General features: G+C 55.6%; 24 protein-coding genes. 23 read left to right on the plus strand and 1 reads right to left on the minus strand.

The features are described from left to right. Window positions 1-2: 2 nt before the first annotated feature. The 23 genes from rpsC (at window position 3) to bfr (ending at window position 12,583) form a co-directional block, all read left to right on the plus strand. Entirely contained in the window at window positions 3-689 is a 687-nt protein-coding gene (gene rpsC / locus E4P00_RS05370; RefSeq protein WP_003176422.1) for a 30S ribosomal protein S3, read from the plus strand. A 12-nt stretch (window positions 690-701) separates the two neighbouring features. Further along, window positions 702-1,115, plus strand: a complete 414-nt coding sequence (rplP, locus tag E4P00_RS05375) for a 50S ribosomal protein L16 (RefSeq protein WP_003176421.1) — start codon at window positions 702-704, stop codon at window positions 1,113-1,115. Next, the gene (gene rpmC, locus E4P00_RS05380; protein ID WP_002555481.1) at window positions 1,115-1,306 is read left to right on the plus strand and encodes a 50S ribosomal protein L29; all 192 of its coding nucleotides are present in this window, start codon (window positions 1,115-1,117) and stop codon (window positions 1,304-1,306) included. Before rplP ends, rpmC begins: the two co-directional genes overlap by 1 nt. 2 nt (window positions 1,307-1,308) lie before the next feature. Next, window positions 1,309-1,575 (plus strand): 30S ribosomal protein S17, encoded by a 267-nt coding sequence (gene rpsQ, locus E4P00_RS05385; RefSeq protein ID WP_003176419.1) that lies wholly within the window; start codon window positions 1,309-1,311, stop codon window positions 1,573-1,575. Between the two features lie 23 nt (window positions 1,576-1,598). Beyond that, window positions 1,599-1,967 carry a 50S ribosomal protein L14 gene (rplN, locus tag E4P00_RS05390; RefSeq protein WP_002555479.1) on the plus strand — a complete coding sequence of 123 codons (369 nt, stop codon included), beginning with the start codon at window positions 1,599-1,601 and terminating at the stop codon, window positions 1,965-1,967. A gap of 11 nt (window positions 1,968-1,978) precedes the next feature. Next, a complete protein-coding gene (gene rplX, locus E4P00_RS05395; protein ID WP_003176416.1) occupies window positions 1,979-2,293 on the plus strand; it encodes a 50S ribosomal protein L24 in 315 nt (104 codons plus the stop codon). A gap of 22 nt (window positions 2,294-2,315) precedes the next feature. Continuing rightward, window positions 2,316-2,855 (plus strand): 50S ribosomal protein L5, encoded by a 540-nt coding sequence (rplE, locus tag E4P00_RS05400; RefSeq protein ID WP_003194642.1) that lies wholly within the window; start codon window positions 2,316-2,318, stop codon window positions 2,853-2,855. A gap of 13 nt (window positions 2,856-2,868) precedes the next feature. Next, the gene (gene rpsN / locus E4P00_RS05405) at window positions 2,869-3,174 is read left to right on the plus strand and encodes a 30S ribosomal protein S14 (protein ID WP_003176414.1); all 306 of its coding nucleotides are present in this window, start codon (window positions 2,869-2,871) and stop codon (window positions 3,172-3,174) included. 208 nt (window positions 3,175-3,382) lie between these two features. Next, the gene (gene rpsH, locus E4P00_RS05410; RefSeq protein WP_003176413.1) at window positions 3,383-3,775 is read left to right on the plus strand and encodes a 30S ribosomal protein S8; all 393 of its coding nucleotides are present in this window, start codon (window positions 3,383-3,385) and stop codon (window positions 3,773-3,775) included. Window positions 3,776-3,787: 12 nt separating this feature from the next. Further along, window positions 3,788-4,321, plus strand: coding sequence for a 50S ribosomal protein L6 (gene rplF, locus E4P00_RS05415; protein WP_003194640.1), 534 nt, complete (start codon window positions 3,788-3,790; stop codon window positions 4,319-4,321). A gap of 10 nt (window positions 4,322-4,331) precedes the next feature. Continuing rightward, window positions 4,332-4,682, plus strand: coding sequence for a 50S ribosomal protein L18 (gene rplR / locus E4P00_RS05420; protein ID WP_003186037.1), 351 nt, complete (start codon window positions 4,332-4,334; stop codon window positions 4,680-4,682). Between the two features lie 3 nt (window positions 4,683-4,685). Then, entirely contained in the window at window positions 4,686-5,186 is a 501-nt protein-coding gene (rpsE, locus tag E4P00_RS05425; protein WP_003176409.1) for a 30S ribosomal protein S5, read from the plus strand. A gap of 2 nt (window positions 5,187-5,188) precedes the next feature. Continuing rightward, window positions 5,189-5,365 (plus strand): 50S ribosomal protein L30, encoded by a 177-nt coding sequence (gene rpmD / locus E4P00_RS05430; protein ID WP_003176408.1) that lies wholly within the window; start codon window positions 5,189-5,191, stop codon window positions 5,363-5,365. Between the two features lie 3 nt (window positions 5,366-5,368). Further along, on the plus strand, window positions 5,369-5,806 hold the full coding sequence (rplO, locus tag E4P00_RS05435; RefSeq protein WP_003176407.1) for a 50S ribosomal protein L15: 438 nt from the start codon (window positions 5,369-5,371) through the stop codon (window positions 5,804-5,806). After that, window positions 5,807-7,135: a preprotein translocase subunit SecY gene (secY, locus tag E4P00_RS05440; RefSeq protein ID WP_003194637.1), complete on the plus strand. Its 1,329-nt coding sequence runs from the start codon at window positions 5,807-5,809 to the stop codon at window positions 7,133-7,135. A gap of 28 nt (window positions 7,136-7,163) precedes the next feature. Then, window positions 7,164-7,280: a 50S ribosomal protein L36 gene (rpmJ, locus tag E4P00_RS05445; protein ID WP_002555468.1), complete on the plus strand. Its 117-nt coding sequence runs from the start codon at window positions 7,164-7,166 to the stop codon at window positions 7,278-7,280. Between the two features lie 129 nt (window positions 7,281-7,409). After that, window positions 7,410-7,766 (plus strand): 30S ribosomal protein S13, encoded by a 357-nt coding sequence (gene rpsM, locus E4P00_RS05450; protein ID WP_003194635.1) that lies wholly within the window; start codon window positions 7,410-7,412, stop codon window positions 7,764-7,766. A gap of 30 nt (window positions 7,767-7,796) precedes the next feature. Beyond that, window positions 7,797-8,186, plus strand: coding sequence for a 30S ribosomal protein S11 (gene rpsK / locus E4P00_RS05455; RefSeq protein WP_002555466.1), 390 nt, complete (start codon window positions 7,797-7,799; stop codon window positions 8,184-8,186). Window positions 8,187-8,204: 18 nt separating this feature from the next. Continuing rightward, window positions 8,205-8,825, plus strand: a complete 621-nt coding sequence (gene rpsD, locus E4P00_RS05460) for a 30S ribosomal protein S4 (RefSeq protein WP_003176404.1) — start codon at window positions 8,205-8,207, stop codon at window positions 8,823-8,825. A gap of 22 nt (window positions 8,826-8,847) precedes the next feature. Then, window positions 8,848-9,849, plus strand: coding sequence for a DNA-directed RNA polymerase subunit alpha (gene rpoA / locus E4P00_RS05465; RefSeq protein ID WP_003176403.1), 1,002 nt, complete (start codon window positions 8,848-8,850; stop codon window positions 9,847-9,849). A 41-nt stretch (window positions 9,850-9,890) separates the two neighbouring features. Further along, window positions 9,891-10,277 (plus strand): 50S ribosomal protein L17, encoded by a 387-nt coding sequence (gene rplQ / locus E4P00_RS05470; RefSeq protein ID WP_248130872.1) that lies wholly within the window; start codon window positions 9,891-9,893, stop codon window positions 10,275-10,277. A 237-nt stretch (window positions 10,278-10,514) separates the two neighbouring features. Further along, complete coding sequence (locus E4P00_RS05475; protein ID WP_078822462.1) at window positions 10,515-11,963, plus strand: catalase; 1,449 nt, start codon at window positions 10,515-10,517, stop codon at window positions 11,961-11,963. A gap of 155 nt (window positions 11,964-12,118) precedes the next feature. After that, entirely contained in the window at window positions 12,119-12,583 is a 465-nt protein-coding gene (bfr, locus tag E4P00_RS05480; RefSeq protein ID WP_032879213.1) for a bacterioferritin, read from the plus strand. 66 nt (window positions 12,584-12,649) lie between these two features. Here the strand turns inward: bfr and uvrA are convergent, their stop codons facing one another. Further along, the gene (uvrA, locus tag E4P00_RS05485; RefSeq protein WP_032879214.1) at window positions 12,650-15,484 is read right to left on the minus strand and encodes an excinuclease ABC subunit UvrA; all 2,835 of its coding nucleotides are present in this window, start codon (window positions 15,482-15,484) and stop codon (window positions 12,650-12,652) included. Window positions 15,485-15,610 lie beyond the last annotated feature (126 nt).

The raw sequence follows: 15,610 nt of genomic DNA on the forward strand, positions 1-15,610 counted from the left end.
AGATGGGTCAGAAAGTACATCCCATTGGCATTCGCCTGGGAATCGTCAAGGAGCACACCTCCGTCTGGTACGCAGACGGTCGGACTTATGCGGACTATTTGTTCGCTGATCTGAAGGTGCGTGAGTATCTCCAAGACAAACTAAAAAGCGCGTCCGTAAGCCGTATCGATATCCATCGTCCGGCCCAAACTGCACGTATCACCATCCACACCGCTCGTCCAGGTATCGTTATCGGGAAGAAAGGTGAAGATGTTGAGAAACTGCGTCAGGACCTGACCAAGCAAATGGGTGTGCCTGTGCACATCAATATCGAAGAGATCCGCAAGCCGGAGCTCGACGGTATGCTGGTTGCGCAGAGCGTAGCTCAGCAGCTGGAGCGTCGCGTAATGTTCCGTCGCGCTATGAAGCGCGCCGTACAGAACGCCATGCGCATTGGTGCCAAAGGCATCAAAATCCAAGTGAGCGGTCGTCTCGGCGGTGCTGAAATCGCACGTACTGAATGGTATCGCGAAGGTCGTGTGCCACTGCACACCCTGCGTGCCGACATCGACTATGCCAACTACGAAGCTCACACCACTTACGGTGTGATCGGTGTAAAGGTTTGGATCTTCAAAGGCGAAGTAATTGGTGGTCGCCAAGAAGAACTGAAACCACAAGCACCAGCGCCTCGTAAAAAAGCTGCTAAGTAAGGGGTACGCCAAATGTTGCAACCTAAGCGTACGAAGTTCCGCAAGCAGATGACAGGCCACAACCGTGGTCTGGCTCAGCGCGGTAGCAAAGTCAGCTTCGGCGAGTTCGCGCTGAAGTCTGTAGCTCGTGGTCGTCTCACCGCTCGTCAGATCGAGTCAGCGCGTCGTGCTCTGACCCGTCACGTAAAACGTGGCGGCAAGATCTGGATCCGTGTATTCCCGGACAAGCCGATCTCCAAAAAACCTCTCGAGGTTCGGATGGGTAAAGGTAAGGGTAACGTGGAATACTGGGTTGCCCAGATTCAGCCAGGCAAAGTCCTGTATGAAATCGAGGGTGTTTCTGAAGAGCTGGCGCGTGAGGCTTTCGCCCTGGCTGCTGCAAAGCTGCCGCTCGCCACCTCCTTTGTTAAACGGACGGTGATGTGATGAAAGCGAATGAACTTCGTGAAAAATCCGCACAGCAGCTGAACGAGCAACTGCTCGGCCTGCTGCGCGACCAGTTCAATCTGCGTATGCAGAAAGCAACTGGCCAGTTGGGGCAGTCTCATCTGCTCTCGCAAGTTAAGCGTGACATCGCTCGCGTGAAGACTGTGCTCAACCAGCAGGCAGGTAAGTGATCATGGCTGAAGCCGAAAAGACTGTCCGTACGCTGACTGGCCGTGTTGTCAGCGACAAGATGGACAAAACCATCACCGTTTTGATCGAGCGTCGCGTTAAGCACCCGATCTACGGTAAATATGTTAAGCGTTCGACTAAGCTGCACGCGCACGACGAAACCAATCAGTGCCACATCGGCGACAAAGTCACTATTCGTGAAACTCGTCCGCTGGCCAAGACCAAGTCTTGGGCGCTGGTTGATGTTCTCGAACGCGCTGTGGAAGTCTAAGGACTAGGGGTCGGAGAAATTATATGATTCAGACTCAATCCATGCTCGATGTGGCCGATAACAGCGGCGCTCGCCGTGTTATGTGCATCAAGGTGCTGGGTGGCTCCCATCGTCGTTACGCTGGTATCGGTGACATCATCAAAGTTACCGTCAAGGAAGCAATTCCTCGCGGTAAGGTGAAAAAAGGCCAAGTGATGACTGCTGTTGTAGTCCGCACTCGTCACGGCGTACGTCGTGCTGATGGCTCCATTATCCGCTTTGATGGCAACGCTGCTGTTCTTCTGAACAACAAGCAAGAGCCGATCGGCACCCGTATCTTTGGGCCAGTGACCCGTGAACTTCGTACTGAGAAGTTCATGAAGATCGTCTCGCTCGCCCCAGAAGTGCTGTAAGGAGATCCGACATGCAAAAGATTCGTCGTGACGACGAGATCATCGTGATCGCCGGCAAAGACAAAGGTAAGCGCGGTAAGGTGCTTAAGGTTCTCGCTAATAACCGTCTGGTTATCGGTGGTCTGAACCTGGTCAAGCGTCATACCAAGCCTAACCCGATGTCGGGCGTGCAGGGCGGTATCGTCGAGAAAGAAGCTCCGCTGGACGCTTCTAACGTCGCCATCTTCAATGGCGAAACCAACAAGGCTGACCGCGTTGGTTTCAAAGTAGAAGACGGTAAGAAAATTCGTGTCTTCAAGTCGACCCAAAAAGCGGTTGATGCTTGAACACTGCTAGGTAGATTAGACCATGGCACGACTACAAGAGATTTACCGGAAGGAAATCGCCCCTAAGCTTAAGGAAGAACTTAAGCTCGGGAACGTGATGGAAGTTCCGCGCGTCACCAAAATCACCCTGAACATGGGTCTGGGCGAAGCGATCGGCGACAAAAAAGTCATCGAGCACGCTGTTGCCGACCTGGAAAAGATCACCGGTCAAAAAGTCGTTGTGACTTACGCTCGGAAATCCATCGCTGGCTTTAAAGTCCGTGAAGGTTGGCCGATCGGCGTCAAAGTGACTCTGCGCCGTGAGCGTATGTACGAATTCCTGGATCGTCTGCTGTCGATCTCCCTGCCTCGGGTCCGCGACTTCCGCGGCCTGAATGCCAAGTCCTTCGATGGTCGTGGTAACTACAGCATGGGCGTGAAAGAGCAGATCATCTTCCCGGAAATCGACTACGACAAGATCGATGCTCTCCGCGGTCTGGACATCACCCTGACCACCACTGCCAAGAACGATGATGAAGGTCGCGCCCTGTTGCGTGCTTTCAAATTCCCGTTCCGCAACTGATTGGAGTAGGACCATGGCCAAGATGAGCATGAAAAACCGCGAGCTGAAGCGTCAGCTCACGGTTGCCAAGTACGCCAAGAAGCGTGCAGCACTGAAAGCAATCATCGTTGATCTGAACGCAAGTCCAGAAGCGCGTTGGGAAGCTACAGTTGCTCTGCAGAAGCAGCCACGTGACGCAAGCGCTTCGCGCATGCGTAACCGCTGCCGCCTGACCGGTCGTCCACACGGCGTTTACCGCAAGTTCGGCCTCGGCCGTAACAAACTGCGTGAAGCGGCAATGCGTGGTGACGTACCAGGTCTGGTTAAAGCCAGCTGGTAAGTACTTTCAACGTCCAGGTGGTCGGAATCGCAAGATACTGACCGCCGGTGACCTTGAATCTGGATCAAGCCCCTTTTGGGGCTTGTTTCATTTCTGGAGTGTGTCTAAAATACGCGGCTCGCCTGAGCCCGTGTTTTTTGTGCTCGGAGATTCTCGGCGACATATGTAGCCGCAAGGCTAATTTTTTTGTATTAGGAGCGTCTAGCCCATGAGTATGCAGGACCCGTTAGCGGACATGCTAACTCGTATCCGTAATGCCCAGATGGCTGAAAAGTCCGTCGTAAGCATGCCATCTTCCAAGTTGAAGGTAGCTGTTGCCAAAGTCCTGAAAGACGAAGGCTACATTGCGGGTTATCAGATCAGCAGCGAAATCAAACCACTGCTGTCCATCGAGCTGAAGTACTTCGAAGGCCGTTCGGTCATCGAGGAAGTGAAGCGCGTTAGCCGTCCAGGCCTGCGTCAGTACAAGTCCGCTGAAGATCTGCCGAAAGTTCGTGGCGGTCTGGGCGTGTCTATCGTCTCCACCAACAAAGGTGTGATGACGGATCGTGCTGCGCGCGCTGCCGGTGTCGGCGGCGAAGTTCTTTGCACTGTGTTCTAAGGGGGGATAAGCATGTCTCGCGTCGCTAAGAACCCCGTTAAGCTGCCAGCCGGTGTCGAAGTCAAATTCGCAGGCCAACAGCTTTCGGTGAAGGGTGCCAAGGGTACTCTTGAACTGAACATCCATTCGTCCGTTGAGATCGTTGAAGAAGCTGGTGAGCTGCGTTTCGCTGCTCGCAATGGCGATCAACAAACTCGCGCAATGGCCGGTACCACGCGTGCGTTGGTAAACAACATGGTCCAAGGCGTAAGCCAAGGCTTCGAGCGCAAGCTCCAGCTGGTCGGTGTTGGTTACAAAGCGCAAGCAAAAGGCACGGTTTTGAACCTTGCCCTTGGCTTCTCGCACCCAGTGGATTACGAACTGCCAGCGGGCATCACTGCTGAGACTCCTAGCCAGACCGATATCCTGATCAAGGGCATCGACAAGCAGCTGGTAGGTCAAGTGGCCGCTGAGATCCGCGACTTCCGTCCACCAGAGCCGTACAAAGGCAAAGGTGTGCGCTACGCGGACGAAGTCGTCCGTCGTAAAGAAGCCAAGAAGAAGTAGGGCATAGCAAATGACCGACAAAAAAGTTACTCGACTGCGTCGCGCTCGCAAAGCACGCCTGAAAATGCACGAACTCGAAGTCGTGCGTCTCTGCGTGTTCCGCTCGTCGCAGCACATCTACGCCCAGGTCATCTCGGCCGACGGCAACAAAGTCCTGGCAAGCGCCTCGACTTTGGATAAAGAACTGCGTGATGGTGCCACTGGCAACATCGACGCGGCCACAAAGGTTGGCCAGCTGGTCGCTACGCGTGCTAAGGCCGCTGGCGTCTCGCAAGTGGCTTTCGACCGCTCTGGCTTCAAGTACCACGGTCGCGTGAAAGCGCTGGCTGATGCTGCTCGTGAAGCTGGGCTGGAGTTCTAAGTTATGTCAAATAACGACCAAAAGCGCGACGAAGGCTACATTGAGAAGCTGGTTCAAGTTAACCGCGTAGCCAAAACCGTTAAAGGCGGCCGTATCTTCACTTTCACCGCGTTGACCGTGGTGGGTGATGGTAAAGGGCGTGTTGGCTTCGGCCGTGGCAAGTCACGTGAAGTGCCTGCCGCGATCCAGAAGGCAATGGAAGCTGCTCGTCGCAACATGATCCAAGTTGATCTGAACGGCACTACTCTGCAGTACGCAATGAAGTCCGCTCACGGCGCTTCGAAGGTGTACATGCAGCCTGCTTCTGAAGGTACCGGTATCATCGCTGGCGGCGCTATGCGTGCTGTCCTCGAAGTTGCTGGCGTTCAGAACGTTCTGGCCAAGTGCTACGGCTCGACTAACCCGGTAAACGTGGTTCACGCCACTTTCAAGGGTCTGAAAGCTATGCAATCTCCTGAGTCCATCGCTGCCAAGCGTGGTCTGACTGTCAAGGAGATCTTCTGATCATGGCTACCGTTAAAGTAACGCTGATCAAAAGCATGACCGGCCGCATCCCTAACCACAAACTGTGTGTTAAAGGTTTGGGTCTGCGTCGCATCGGTCACACTGTAGAAGTCCAGGATACTCCCGAGAATCGCGGGATGATCAACAAGGCTTACTACATGCTGCGTGTAGAGGGTTAATCGATGAAACTCAATGATCTGAGTCCAGCGCCGGGTTCCCGTCGCGAAAAGCATCGTCCGGGCCGTGGTATCGGTAGCGGTTTGGGTAAGACTGGTGGCCGTGGCCACAAAGGTCAAACCTCCCGCTCCGGTGGCACCATCGCTCCAGGCTTTGAAGGCGGTCAACAGCCGCTGCATCGTCGCCTGCCTAAGTTCGGTTTCGTATCCCTGAAAGCCATGGACCGCGCAGAAGTGCGTCTGTCCGAGCTGGCTAAAGTGGAAGGCGACATCGTTACTGTGCAGACCCTGAAAGATGCCAACGTGATCAACGTCAACGTACAGCGTGTGAAAATCATGCTGTCCGGTGAAGTGACTCGCGCTGTCACTATCGGCAAGGGAATCGGCGCCACCAAAGGTGCGCGTTCGGCTATCGAAGCAGCTGGCGGCAAGTTCGAGGAATAAATGGCTAAGCAAGGTGCTCTCTCAGCGCTCGGCAAAGGCGGTATGTCTGAACTTTGGGCTCGTCTGCGTTTTCTGTTCCTGGCGATTATCGTCTACCGAATAGGCGCACACATCCCGGTTCCAGGTATCAACCCGGACCGACTCGCAGACCTGTTTCGACAGAATGAGGGGACCATTCTTAGCTTGTTCAACATGTTTTCCGGCGGTGCGCTGGAGCGGATGAGCATCTTTGCACTGGGGATCATGCCGTACATTTCGGCGTCGATCATCATGCAACTGATGACAGCCGTCAGCCCGCAGCTGGAGCAGTTGAAGAAGGAAGGTGAAGCTGGCCGTCGCAAGATTAGCCAGTACACCCGCTACGGCACTGTCGTCCTCGCCCTGGTTCAAGCTATCGGCATGTCCGTTGGCCTGGCAGGGCAGGGCGTTGCGTTCACTGGTGACTTTGGCTTCCATTTCGTCGCGGTATCCACGTTTGTGGCTGGTGCGATGTTCATGATGTGGCTGGGTGAACAGATTACTGAGCGTGGTGTTGGTAACGGTATCTCGATGTTGATTTTCGCAGGTATCGTCGCCGGTCTTCCGAGAGCAATCGGGCAGTCTTTCGAGTCTGCGCGTCAGGGTGATATCAATATCTTCGCCCTGGTTGCTATCGGTTTGCTGGCAGTAGCGATTATCGGTTTTGTGGTGTTCATTGAGCGTGGCCAGCGTCGTATTGCTGTTCACTACGCCAAGCGTCAGCAGGGCCGTAAGGTTTTTGCTGCGCAGACCAGCCACTTGCCGCTGAAAGTGAATATGGCCGGTGTTATTCCGGCAATTTTCGCGAGCAGCATCTTGCTGTTTCCGGCTTCGTTGGGTACCTGGTTTGGTCAGTCTGAAAATATGGGCTGGCTGCAGGACCTCTCTCAGTCGATCGCTCCTGGTCAGCCGTTGAATATTCTGCTGTTTAGTGCAGGGATTATTTTCTTCTGCTTCTTCTATACGGCGTTGATGTTCAATCCGAAAGACGTAGCGGAAAACCTGAAGAAGTCCGGTGCCTTTATTCCGGGTATCCGTCCAGGTGAGCAGTCGGCACGCTACATTGATGGCGTTCTGACTCGTTTGACCCTGTTCGGTGCTCTATATATGACGGCCGTGTGTCTGTTGCCCCAGTTCCTGGTGGTTGCAGCAAACGTTCCGTTCTACCTTGGCGGGACCTCGTTGCTGATCGTGGTCGTGGTTGTGATGGACTTCATGTCCCAAGTACAATCGCACCTCGTTTCGCACCAGTACGAATCCCTGATGAAGAAAGCCAACCTGAAGGGCTACGGCAGCGGCATGTTGCGCTGAGTACCCCATAAGGTTCGAGGAGTTGGTGATGAAAGTTCGTGCATCGGTGAAAAAGCTGTGCCGTAACTGCAAGATTATTCGCCGCGAAGGTGTTGTTCGAGTAATTTGCAGCGCGGAACCGCGTCACAAACAGCGCCAAGGCTGAGTGTGATCCGCTTGAAGCCCGGCAGCTAGTGCGCTGCCGGGTTGATTATTTGTTATTACAGCGATATTATCTCGCGCCCTATTTCTTGGCTTCCGGGGCGTAGGTAGCTGTCAATTGGAGTCCCACTGAATGGCCCGTATTGCAGGCGTTAACATTCCAGATAACAAGCACACTGTTATCTCGCTGACCTACATCTATGGTGTTGGTCGCACTACTGCGCAGAAAATTTGCGCAGTTGCTGGGGTAAACCCAGCCGCTAAGATCAAGGATCTGAGCGACGAGCAGATTGAACAGCTGCGTGGCGAAGTGGCGAAGTTCACCACTGAAGGTGACCTGCGTCGCGAAATCAACATGAAAATCAAGCGTTTGATGGACCTCGGTTGCTATCGCGGTCTGCGTCATCGTCGTGGTCTTCCAGTACGCGGTCAGCGTACCAAGACTAACGCGCGTACCCGTAAAGGTCCGCGTAAGCCGATCCGCAAGTAATCGCCCCAGCGAATCGACAGGAAAATTATCATGGCAAAACCTGCTGCTCGTCCTCGTAAAAAAGTTAAAAAGACAGTGGTTGATGGCATCGCCCACATCCATGCATCTTTTAACAACACAATCGTGACCATCACCGACCGTCAAGGTAACGCGCTTTCTTGGGCTACCTCCGGTGGTTCGGGTTTCCGCGGTTCCCGCAAGTCCACCCCGTTTGCTGCTCAAGTAGCTGCTGAACGTGCTGGTCAAGCTGCGCTGGAATACGGCCTGAAAAACCTCGACGTTAACGTCAAAGGTCCAGGTCCAGGTCGTGAGTCTGCTGTCCGTGCTTTGAACGGCTGTGGCTATAAGATCGCCAGCATCACCGACGTGACGCCAATCCCGCACAACGGGTGCCGTCCGCCGAAGAAGCGCCGCGTGTAATCCAGGAGATTGTAAAGAATGGCTCGTTACATTGGTCCAAAATGCAAACTCGCTCGTCGCGAAGGCACCGATCTCTTCCTGAAGAGCGGCGTGCGCGCGATCGAATCGAAGTGCAACATTGAAGCAGCACCTGGTATCCACGGCCAACGCCGCGGTCGCCAGTCCGATTACGGCACCCAACTGCGTGAAAAGCAGAAGGTCCGTCGTATTTACGGCGTTCTCGAGCGTCAGTTCAGCGGCTACTACAAAGAAGCTGCTGGCAAGAAAGGTGCAACCGGTGAAAACCTGCTGCAACTGCTCGAATGCCGTCTGGACAACGTTGTATACCGTATGGGCTTTGGTTCGACTCGTGCCGAATCCCGTCAGCTGGTATCGCACAAGTCGATCAGCGTTAACGGTCAGACCGTAAACGTTCCGTCTTACCAGGTTCGTGCTGGTGACGTGGTCGCAGTTCGCGAGAAAGCTAAAAACCAACTTCGCATTGTCCAAGCTCTCGATCTGTGTGCCCAACGTGGCCGCGTAGAATGGGTAGAAGTAGACACTGAGAAGAAGTCGGGCGTTTTCAAGAACGTTCCTGCTCGCAGTGATCTGTCCGCCGACATCAACGAAAGCCTGATTGTCGAGCTCTACTCCAAGTAAGGGCTAGAAAATAGGTGCATCCATGCAGATTTCGGTAAATGAGTTCCTGACACCCCGCCACATTGATGTGCAGGTTGTCAGTCCAACCCGCGCCAAAATTACTCTCGAGCCTCTCGAGCGTGGTTTTGGCCACACCCTGGGCAACGCGCTGCGCCGCATCCTGTTGTCCTCAATGCCCGGCTGTGCAGTAGTCGAGGCCGAGATTGACGGTGTGCTCCACGAGTACAGCGCCATCGAAGGTGTACAGGAAGACGTAATTGAAATCCTGTTGAACCTTAAAGGTCTGGCTATCAAGCTGCACGGCCGTGACGAAGTTACGCTGACCTTGTCGAAGAAGGGTTCGGGGGTGGTTACCGCTGCCGATATTCAGCTGGATCATGATGTCGAGATCGTTAACCCCGATCACGTAATCGCTAACCTGGCGTCTAACGGCGCCCTGAACATGAAGCTCACTGTAGCTCGTGGTCGTGGTTATGAACCGGCCGACTCGCGTCAGAGCGATGAAGACGAAAGCCGCAGCATTGGTCGCTTGCAGCTTGACTCTTCGTTCAGCCCGGTTCGCCGTATCGCATACGTGGTGGAAAACGCCCGTGTCGAGCAGCGTACTAACCTGGACAAGCTGGTTATTGATCTGGAAACCAACGGTACCCTGGATCCTGAAGAGGCTATCCGCCGCGCTGCAACCATTCTGCAACAGCAGTTGGCTGCGTTCGTCGACCTCAAAGGTGACAGCGAACCAGTGGTAATCGAGCAGGAAGACGAGATCGATCCGATCCTGCTTCGCCCGGTTGACGATCTGGAACTGACTGTACGTTCGGCTAACTGCCTTAAGGCGGAAAACATTTACTACATCGGCGACCTGATTCAGCGTACCGAAGTAGAACTGTTGAAGACTCCGAACCTGGGCAAGAAATCCTTGACTGAAATCAAGGACGTTCTGGCCTCCCGCGGTCTGTCCCTCGGCATGCGCCTCGACAACTGGCCGCCTGCAAGTCTTAAGAAGGACGACAAGGCGACTGCCTGATCGTCGTAATCACCGAACGTGAGTTTGGTAAGGAATGAACCATGCGTCATCGTAAAAGTGGTCGTCACCTGAGCCGTACCAGCTCGCACCGCAAGGCCATGTTCCAAAACATGGCGGTGTCGCTGTTCGAGCACGAGCTGATCAAAACTACACTGCCGAAAGCTAAAGAACTGCGTCGCGTTGCTGAGCCGCTGATCACTTTGGCCAAGACAGACAGCCTGGCTAACCGCCGTCTGGTTTTCGACCGTACTCGTTCGAAAGCTATCGTTGGTAAGCTCTTCAACGACCTGGGCAAGCGTTACGCTACCCGTGAGGGTGGCTACCTGCGCATCCTCAAGTGCGGCTTCCGCGCTGGCGACAACGCGCCTATGGCGTACGTCGAGTTGGTTGATCGTGCTACTGCCGGCGAAGCTGTAAGCGCCGAGTAAGACGACAAGCTGCAACAAAAAACCGGGCCTCGCGCCCGGTTTTTTGTGCGCGTAACAAAAGCGCAACTTATACAAGCTTCCATAGACAGTGCGCTGCACTATAGCGAGCGGAGTCTTGTTAGTTATTTTCTATCGACGCATACGATTTAATGAATTTGTAGGCGTAGTGTTGATGATCAATACTCCCTCCAAGCCGCTTAGCCGGCAGTTCAAAGTCCGACCTGAGGAAGATTGCGCATGAGCCAGAATAAAGTCCTTACCACCGCCAGCGGGGCTCCTGTTGCGGATAACCAGAACTCCCGTTCCGCAGGCCCTCGTGGCCCGTTGTTGCTCGACGATTTCCATCTGATCGAGAAGCTCGCTCACTTCAACCGTGAAAACATTCCTGAGCGGCGCGTGCATGCCAAAGGATCGGGTGCCTACGGTACGTTCACCGTTACCCAAGACATCACCCAGTACACCAGTGCCAAGCTGTTCGAATCTGTTGGCAAGCAAACGCCTACATTCCTGCGATTCTCCACTGTGGGTGGTGAGCGCGGGTCTGCTGACACTGAGCGTGATCCACGTGGTTTTGCCCTGAAGTTCTATACCGAAGAGGGCAACTGGGACATCGTGGGCAACAACACCCCTGTGTTCTTCATCCGGGATCCGCTGAAATTCCCGGACTTTATCCACACCCAGAAACGCCTGCCGCAGAGCAACCTGAAAAGCGCGCAGATGATGTGGGACTTCTGGTCGCACTCTCCAGAGGCGCTGCATCAGGTCACCATTCTGTTTTCGGACCGTGGCATTCCAGACGGCTATCGCCACATGCACGGCTTCGGCAGTCACACGTACAGTCTGATCAACGCCAAGGGCGAACGCCACTGGGTGAAGTGGCACTACAAGACCAAGCAAGGCATCAAGAACCTGGCCCCGGCCGAGGCTGCACGCCTGGCGGGTACCGACCCTGACTATGCCCAGCGTGATCTGTTTGGTGCTATCGAGCGCGGTGATTTTCCGAAATGGCGCGTCTGCATCCAGATCATGACTGAGGCTCAAGCAAACGCTCATTATGAGAACCCGTTTGACGTGACCAAGACCTGGTCGCAAAAAGAGTTCCCGCTGATCGAAGTGGGCGAGCTTGAGCTCAACCGTAATCCGCAGAACTACTTCGCTGAAGTGGAGCAGGCTGCATTTGGTCCGAGCAACATGGTTCCAGGCGTTGGCCTGTCACCCGATCGTATGTTGCAAGGTCGAGTGTTTGCCTACGCAGATGCCCACCGCTACCGTGTCGGCACTAACCACCAGCAACTGCCCGTAAACGCGCCGCGCAACCCGGTTAACAGTTACCAGCGTGACGGTTCTATGGCCTTCGGCAGTAATGGCGGTGCGGCTCCCAACTACGAGCCAAACAGCTATGCCGATGCGCCCAAGCAAGCCCCGCAGTACGCAGAGCCGGCACTGGCCCTGAGCGGCGCTGCTGATCGTTACGATCACCGCGAAGATACGGACTACTACAGCCATGCGGGCGCGCTGTTCCGCTTGATGAATGATGAGCAGAAAGCCCTGCTGACCAATAACATTGCCGGTGCGATGGCTAGCGTTTCCAGCGATGTGGTCCAGCGTCAATTGCAGCACTTCTACAAGGCCGACCCGGCTTATGGAGAAGCAATCGCAAAGGCACTGGGTGTATCGCTTAACTGACTCTAAACGATAAGCAGAACCGCCCTCATTTGGGCGGTTTTTGCGTTATTTCAGCTACTTTTCTACGGAAATCTTCACTTTTCTGCCGTTGATCCCGTGACCTTCAAGTCATCATGGTTCAAACTACAGTCTTTCAAGCAGGGAGATGTAGGGCGATGCAAGGTCACCCCGACGTAATCGATTACCTCAACACGTTGCTGACGGGCGAACTGGCAGCTCGTGACCAATATTTCATCCATTCGCGCATGTACGAAGACTGGGGCTTTACCGAGCTCTACGAGCGTATCAACCATGAGATGGAAGAAGAGGCACAGCACGCCGACGCACTGATGCGACGTATCCTGATGCTCGAAGGCACGCCGCGTATGCGTCCTGATGATCTCGATGTGGGGACCACGGTACCGGACATGCTCGCTGCCGACCTTCGCCTCGAGTACAAAGTTCGTGCTGCGCTCTGCAAGGGCATCGAACTTTGCGAGCTGCACAACGACTACGTCACCCGGGAAATTCTGCGCGTGCAGTTGGCCGACACCGAAGAAGATCACACCTACTGGTTGGAAAAACAGTTGGGCCTGATCAAGTTGATTGGCCTGGAGAATTACCTGCAATCGCAGTTCTGATTCCCAGCTGTAAAAAAGCCCCCGTCACCGCAAAGTGACAGGGGCTTTTTATTGGGCTAGAAAAAGTCAGGCCCGGTCGCGCGCCAGCAACGGTTTCAAGTAGTAACCGGTGTGCGACTGTGGCATTTCGCAAACTTGCTCCGGCGTACCCACTGCGATGATCTGGCCACCCTTGGAACCACCTTCCGGCCCAAGGTCCACCAGCCAGTCAGCGGTCTTGATCACATCAAGGTTGTGCTCGATTACCACCACGGTATTGCCGTGGTCTCGCAGGCGGTGCAGCACGTCCAGCAATTGCTGGATATCCGCGAAGTGCAGACCGGTGGTCGGTTCATCGAGGATGTACAAGGTTTTGCCGGTATCGCGCTTGGACAGCTCGCGAGACAGCTTGACCCGTTGTGCCTCGCCACCTGACAGCGTAGTCGCCGATTGCCCCAGCTTGATGTACGACAAGCCCACATCCATCAGCGTTTGCAGCTTGCGCGCCAACGCCGGCACTGCGTCGAAGAACTCGCGAGCTTCCTCGATGGTCATTTCCAGGGTTTCGTGGATGCTCTTGCCCTTGTACTTGATCTCAAGGGTTTCGCGGTTGTAGCGCTTGCTTTTGCACACGTCGCACGGCACGTAGATGTCCGGCAGAAAATGCATCTCCACCTTGATCAAGCCATCGCCCTGGCAGGCCTCACAGCGCCCGCCCTTGACGTTGAACGAGAACCGCCCAGGTCCATAGCCGCGCGAGCGGGACTCGGGTACACCCGCGAACAGCTCGCGGATCGGTGTAAACAGCCCGGTGTAGGTGGCCGGGTTGGAGCGTGGGGTACGCCCAATCGGGCTTTGGTCGATATCGACCACCTTGTCCAGGTGCTCCAGGCCCTTGATGCTGTCGTGCGCCGCCGCTTCCAGGGTGGTCGCGCCGTTCAGCGCGGTGGCACTGAGTGGGAACAGCGTGTTGTTGATCAGCGTCGACTTGCCCGAACCGGAAACACCGGTCACACAGGTCAGCAGGCCCAGCGGAATCTCCAGGTCGACATTGCGCAGGTTGTTGCCGCGCGCGCCCTTGAGATGCAGTGCCATCTTTTTGTTACGCGGCGTACGCTTGGCGGGCACTTCGATCTTCACCCGGCCAGACAGGTACTTGCCGGTCAACGAATCAGGATGCGCCATCACTTCGGCAGGCGTGCCCTCGGCAACGATATGTCCGCCATGCACACCTGCACCCGGGCCGATATCGACCACGTAGTCCGCCAGGCGGATGGCATCTTCATCGTGCTCGACCACAATCACGGTATTGCCGATGTCCCGCAGGTGTTTCAACGTGCCGAGCAGGCGATCGTTATCCCGTTGGTGCAAGCCAATCGACGGTTCGTCGAGGATATACAGCACGCCAACAAGGCCCGCACCGATCTGGCTGGCCAGCCGGATCCGCTGTGCTTCACCGCCCGACAAGGTATCGGCGCTGCGGTCCAGTGACAGATAGTCCAGGCCAACGTTGACCAGGAACTGCAGGCGCTCGCGAATTTCCTTGAGGATCTTGTCGGCAATTTCCCCACGACGCCCGGTGAGCTTGAGGACACCAAAATATTCACACGCATCGCCGATTGGCAGGTTAGTCACTGCCGGCAACGTTTTTTCGCCCACCCACACATGCCGCGCTTCACGGCGCAGGCGTGTGCCACGGCAATCCGGGCAAGGCTGTGTGCTGAGGAACTTTGCCAGTTCTTCACGCACACTTGCCGATTCGGTCTCGCGGTAGCGACGTTCCAGGTTCGGCACGATGCCTTCGAACGGGTGGGAGCGCTTGACGATGTCGCCACGGTCGTTCAGGTACTTGAAGTCGACATTCTGCGAGCCGCTGCCATGAAGAATGACCTTCTGCTGGTCTGCCGGCAGCTGGTTGAACGGCACTTCCAGGCTGAACTTGTAGTGCGAGGCCAATGACCCGAGCATCTGGAAATAGTAGACGTTACGCCTGTCCCAGCCGCGTATCGCCCCCTCGGCCAGGGTCAGGTCGCCATTGACCAGGCGCTTGATATCGAAGAACTGCTTCACGCCCAGGCCATCGCACGTCGGGCAGGCGCCGGCTGGGTTGTTGAAGGAAAACAGCTTGGGTTCCAGTTCGCTGATGGCGTGCCCACAGATTGGGCAGGCGAAGCGCGCGGAGAAGATGATCTCTTCGCCCGGCTCGTCATCCATCGGCGCCACCAGGGCAATGCCGTCGGCCAGCTTCAGCGCGGTCTCGAACGATTCCGCCAAACGCTGCTGCAGGTCGGCGCGTACCTTGAAGCGGTCGACCACCACATCAATGGAATGCTTTTTCTGCTTGTCGAGTTTGGGCGCTTCATCCAGCTCATAGAGCTTGCCGTTGATGCGCGCACGTACAAAACCCTGGGCGCGCAGCTCTTCGAAGACCGAAAGGTGCTCGCCCTTGCGCTCGCGGATGACGGGCGCCAGCAGCATCAGCTTGGCGCCTTCCGGCTGGGCCAGTACCAGGTCGACCATCTGGCTGACGGTCTGGGCTTCCAGGGGAATATCGTGGTCCGGGCAGCGCGGAATACCCACGCGCGCATACAGCAGGCGCAGGTAGTCGTAGATTTCGGTAATGGTGCCCACGGTGGAACGCGGGTTGTGGGAGGTCGACTTCTGCTCGATGGAAATGGCCGGCGACAAGCCTTCGATGGTGTCGACGTCGGGCTTTTCCATCATCGACAGGAATTGCCGGGCATAGGCCGACAGGGATTCCACATAGCGACGCTGACCTTCGGCATATAGCGTGTCGAACGCCAGGGACGACTTGCCGGAGCCGGACAAGCCGGTGATGACGATCAGTTTGTCCCGGGGCAGGGTCAGGTCGATGTTCTTCAGGTTGTGGGTTCTAGCCCCACGAATCAGGATCTTGTCCAAGATGGCCTCGCACGGCGGGCGTAAATAATGCCGGAGTATACGGCTAAAGACTGGATGAATATACACTGTCAAAAGGCCGCTTGCAGCCTTAGATGAAAGCTGCGCGGCAAAGCGCCGCATATACCC

Origin of the sequence: Pseudomonas sp. B329, assembly GCF_023127835.1 — a bacterium.
Taxonomy (GTDB): Bacteria; Pseudomonadota; Gammaproteobacteria; order Pseudomonadales; family Pseudomonadaceae; genus Aquipseudomonas; species Aquipseudomonas synxantha_A.

Coding starts and splice junctions, on each gene's coding strand:
- secY (WP_003194637.1), top strand. CDS start 5,807: ATGGCTAAGCAAGGTGCTCTCTCAGCGCTCGGCAAAGGCGGTATGTCT.
- rpmD (WP_003176408.1), top strand. CDS start 5,189: ATGGCTACCGTTAAAGTAACGCTGATCAAAAGCATGACCGGCCGCATC.
- rplE (WP_003194642.1), top strand. CDS start 2,316: ATGGCACGACTACAAGAGATTTACCGGAAGGAAATCGCCCCTAAGCTT.
- rpsE (WP_003176409.1), top strand. CDS start 4,686: ATGTCAAATAACGACCAAAAGCGCGACGAAGGCTACATTGAGAAGCTG.
- rpmJ (WP_002555468.1), top strand. CDS start 7,164: ATGAAAGTTCGTGCATCGGTGAAAAAGCTGTGCCGTAACTGCAAGATT.
- rplF (WP_003194640.1), top strand. CDS start 3,788: ATGTCTCGCGTCGCTAAGAACCCCGTTAAGCTGCCAGCCGGTGTCGAA.
- rpsM (WP_003194635.1), top strand. CDS start 7,410: ATGGCCCGTATTGCAGGCGTTAACATTCCAGATAACAAGCACACTGTT.
- bfr (WP_032879213.1), top strand. CDS start 12,119: ATGCAAGGTCACCCCGACGTAATCGATTACCTCAACACGTTGCTGACG.
- rpsD (WP_003176404.1), top strand. CDS start 8,205: ATGGCTCGTTACATTGGTCCAAAATGCAAACTCGCTCGTCGCGAAGGC.
- rpmC (WP_002555481.1), top strand. CDS start 1,115: ATGAAAGCGAATGAACTTCGTGAAAAATCCGCACAGCAGCTGAACGAG.
- rpsN (WP_003176414.1), top strand. CDS start 2,869: ATGGCCAAGATGAGCATGAAAAACCGCGAGCTGAAGCGTCAGCTCACG.
- rplQ (WP_248130872.1), top strand. CDS start 9,891: ATGCGTCATCGTAAAAGTGGTCGTCACCTGAGCCGTACCAGCTCGCAC.
- rplR (WP_003186037.1), top strand. CDS start 4,332: ATGACCGACAAAAAAGTTACTCGACTGCGTCGCGCTCGCAAAGCACGC.
- rplP (WP_003176421.1), top strand. CDS start 702: ATGTTGCAACCTAAGCGTACGAAGTTCCGCAAGCAGATGACAGGCCAC.
- rplO (WP_003176407.1), top strand. CDS start 5,369: ATGAAACTCAATGATCTGAGTCCAGCGCCGGGTTCCCGTCGCGAAAAG.
- rpsC (WP_003176422.1), top strand. CDS start 3: ATGGGTCAGAAAGTACATCCCATTGGCATTCGCCTGGGAATCGTCAAG.
- rplX (WP_003176416.1), top strand. CDS start 1,979: ATGCAAAAGATTCGTCGTGACGACGAGATCATCGTGATCGCCGGCAAA.
- rpsQ (WP_003176419.1), top strand. CDS start 1,309: ATGGCTGAAGCCGAAAAGACTGTCCGTACGCTGACTGGCCGTGTTGTC.
- rpoA (WP_003176403.1), top strand. CDS start 8,848: ATGCAGATTTCGGTAAATGAGTTCCTGACACCCCGCCACATTGATGTG.
- E4P00_RS05475 (WP_078822462.1), top strand. CDS start 10,515: ATGAGCCAGAATAAAGTCCTTACCACCGCCAGCGGGGCTCCTGTTGCG.
- rplN (WP_002555479.1), top strand. CDS start 1,599: ATGATTCAGACTCAATCCATGCTCGATGTGGCCGATAACAGCGGCGCT.
- rpsK (WP_002555466.1), top strand. CDS start 7,797: ATGGCAAAACCTGCTGCTCGTCCTCGTAAAAAAGTTAAAAAGACAGTG.
- rpsH (WP_003176413.1), top strand. CDS start 3,383: ATGAGTATGCAGGACCCGTTAGCGGACATGCTAACTCGTATCCGTAAT.